General features: G+C 24.0%; 3 protein-coding genes. All 3 read right to left on the bottom strand.

Translation table 11 applies throughout. The annotated features are described in order from the left end of the window. Positions 1-223: hypothetical protein (locus ACH2BC_RS04555; protein WP_395052801.1), on the bottom strand; the 223-nt coding region annotated here is incomplete at its 3' end. Positions 224-227: 4 nt separating this feature from the next. After that, positions 228-2,480, bottom strand: coding sequence for a hypothetical protein (locus tag ACH2BC_RS04550; protein ID WP_395052800.1), 2,253 nt, complete (start codon positions 2,478-2,480; stop codon positions 228-230). Then, positions 2,477-3,618 (bottom strand): hypothetical protein (locus tag ACH2BC_RS04545; RefSeq protein WP_395052799.1); only part of this gene is annotated, 1,142 nt, incomplete at its 5' end. The genes ACH2BC_RS04550 and ACH2BC_RS04545, both read right to left, overlap by 4 nt.

The following is a 3,618-nucleotide window of genomic DNA, read 5'->3' as shown; positions in this document are numbered from 1 at the left end:
TGGATTGTTGGCGATATTGCGCTTGTAATGCTTTAATGCGTTGCTCTTGTTCAACAAATCTTCTTGTTTGTTCAGTTGTGTCTCCTTGCCCTGAAACTATTTCTTTACGCAGATCAGTGTTTGCTTTTTGAAGTTCAAAAATTTCTTTTTTTGTTGCAGTAATTTGGTCGGATGCTTTTTGGGTATCAATTACTAATTCTGCGATTTGTATAATGTTTGACATAATTTTATAATTGTTCTATTACTGAAATTTTTAAATTCATATAATCAAAAAAATGAGCTAATAAAATAGATTGGTCATTGTATAAAGGGATTGATTGTACTGACATAAATAAAGAAAAATTATCTCCTAACAATGCATCTATTTCGTAATTAGCATTAAATTCATAAGAAAAATTTGCATTATCTGTTGGTCCAGCAAATAGTTGACCTTTTGAATAAAATGTATGGATTTTAAAGTTATTTCTAAATAAATAATAATTTATTTCTAAATAATTAAAAGGAGAAAAACTTGCTAAATTGTGTTGAGATTTTGATTTTAAATTAAATTTAATTCTTTGATTTTTTGATAATGAAATTACATTTGTATTATTTATTGCAGTGAATTGTGAATTAGTTTGACCAATTGCAATAGCATTTGTAGTAGGAATATTTGCTAAAGTTGTAATTTTTTGTAAAACATTTAAAAAATAAATATTATTTCCAATAGCAGAACTTGTATAAACATAATTTAAAGATGGAAGTCTAAATTCAGAAATATAATTCGCAAAACCGTTATGGTCTATACTTATTTTTGCAATTCGAGAAACTCCACCCTCTTCACTTATAAATGAAAATAATAATCTAGAAACATTTATTTTATTTGTTGGTTGTATGTTTTCAAATTCTAAAATAAAATTAGATGCTATATCTATATTTATTGGCGTTGAAAATATTTCTGTTCGAATGCCATTGTTGCCTGTTACAAAAATTTTATTTTCATTTTCATTAAAATATTTTATTGAAAATATAGACTGTGGCGAAGTGTTTTGAGTGCTATAAAGAGGGGATGCATTAATTATTTTATATTTTTCTAAAAAACCAAATGAAATAGTTAAATCATAAACAACAGGAATTTCAACTGCTGTTTTTTCAATCATTAAACATTTTACATTTATTTTATCTTTTTTTGTTGAATAATTTAATTCTAAAGGCAACCAATAAGTAGATAAATTTTTTACAAAGAAAATATTTTGCATTTTAAAATTTGTCAAAAATATAGCATCATATCGAAACTGTAAATTTGCAACTGTTGGCAAAGATATATTTTTTACATAGTTTAAATGAAAATCATTAAATATTTCTAATATGTTTGGACTAAAAGCTTTATACATTTCAGAAGAAAATCTTGTACCGTTAACAAAATAAACATTTGTTGTTTTTATATTTTCAAATTTAAAAATATTAATTTCAGTTGTTTCAGAAACCTCTCCAATTAATCTTAAAGGCAAAGTAAAAGTTTCGGTTAATTCTTGATCTGAAAACAATCTTAAACTACCAGCACCAAAATCACTTTTTAAATAATTTGATTTTTCTACAATTGATTTGTTATTTTCAAAAAAAGAATTAAAAAAAGGTTGACTTCCAGAATATTCTATTGTATTTATTTTTGACAAACCACCTTCAAATGCGTAATCGTTAAACTTTTCAAAGTAATCCGAATAATCTACAAAATTTTTTTTTAAATTATCAATTTCATTCCATAAAAATATACCAATCGATTTATCGCTATCGGATGGATCAATATATGCATTAAATGTTTTTAGTATTGATGTTAAAAATTGAAAACAATTTAGTTTGTTGTCAAATTTTGGTGCACCGCCAACTCCATAAATAGAAAAGTTAGGATTTAAATAATATTCTTTTAGTGTTAAATTTGTAAAAAAATCTCCGTAAAAAGAATAACCAAGTCCTAAAACTATTTTTTCTATTAATTTAACAACGTTAATAAGAGTTGGAACTTCCTCTAAAACTACAATTTTACTTTCATTTTGTGCAGAAATTGGTGCCGTTCTAATAAATCCAGTTGACTCATTTAATTGTAAAAATTTAAAGATTGATTTATCATAAATAACTTCTAAATTTATATCATTAAGTAAAACTTCTTTTGATTTTTTAATAAATATATTTTCACTAAAAACAAGATAAACAGAAATATTTTTATCTGTTTGCTTTTGAATTTTTAATTTTTGATTTTTTAAAAATATACAACCGTTAATAACCATATCGCAATCATAACCTTGTGTCATTGATTTTGCTTTGCTATTTGGCAAATAATTAATTTTTAAAAGTCTTTGATTTTTTGCTGTTGAAGGTAGATTAAAATTATTTGAAAATGAATATTGGTTTTGAACACCATTAAGATTTTGAGATTTCTTAATAGTTACAATTTGATTTCCTGGCAAATCTAAATCTTCGTTATCTATAATTATTTTTATCATAATTTAAAGTTTCCGGAATTATTAATATTTGCCGTTAATTTATAATCAAAATGCGTATATTGATCTGCGGAACTTCCTACAACTTCGCATTCAATAAAAAAATCATTTTCATTGATTTTTTTTAAATTTATTTCAATTTTTGGGGAACGTAAAAGTTCAGAAAATAATTCTTTTAATTTTATGTTTTTAATTCCTGAAAAATCGATTGTATTTTTATAATCAGATTTTGATTGCGCAACACCTGATCGGTTTTCGTTTTCATTAAAATAATTATTTTCGTAAAAATCAACTTTACTTCTGTTTTCTTTATCCGATTTTATTTCAGCATAGAAAAAAGAAAAGCCACCTTTTGAATTAAAAAATCTTAATTGTACTATTTTGTTGTGGATTCCGTTAAATGGTATTGCAAATAATTTTTTAGTAGATTGATTATTTGTTGTGATTTCTGTTAATCCAATAATTGAATTAATTTGCAAATCGTTTAGTAAAGCATAAGAAATGCCTTTTGTGTTTGGCATAAGTAAAGAAACTCCTTTCACTTGAATTGTATTGTTTAATCTTTCGTTTACAAAAACAGCTACAAAATTATCAAATCCACTACAAACTTCAATTGCTTCTAAATTAATAAAAGTGTTTTTTGTTTTGTCAATATTATAAATTCTATCAAATAATAATTTTTCGCCAAGTATAGAATAAAAGCCACTTTGTAAATTGGTGTCAACAACACTTAAACCATCGGTAAATATAAAGTTATCAAAATAATAATCATCAAAATTAAATAAACTTGCATCAGGAATTGAACCATCACGAATTTTAATATCTAAATTAAATTTTTCAATGCCAAAGTTTTTAGTACCATTAAATTCAAAGTTAAAATTATTAAGTTGTAATGATTTTAAAAATTCAGATATATCAACTGAAAATATTTTAGTTTTTGTATTTGGAAATATATTTTTAACAACAGCAGTTTTACTTGTGTATTTTGAATTTATAAAAATATCAGCTACATAGTTATCGAAATTTCCAACAACAGCATCGGTTGTAAATTCAAATATTGCTGGAGAAGTACAGTTAAAAAATTCAGCTGGTTTTTTTATAATTGTTATAGCCATTTTATCCCTAGTAATTTTGTTTTTTC

It is taken from the genome of Flavobacterium sp. (assembly GCF_043760115.1).
GTDB lineage: Bacteria > Bacteroidota > Bacteroidia > Flavobacteriales > Flavobacteriaceae > Flavobacterium.
Note: the sequence above shows the minus strand (reverse complement) of the source record. Positions and strands in the feature narration are given on the sequence as shown.

What these genes read in the sequence shown, in the direction of transcription:
- ACH2BC_RS04550 (WP_395052800.1), bottom strand. Translation starts at nt 2,480, where the DNA reads ATGATAAAAATAATTATAGATAACGAAGATTTAGATTTGCCAGGAAAT.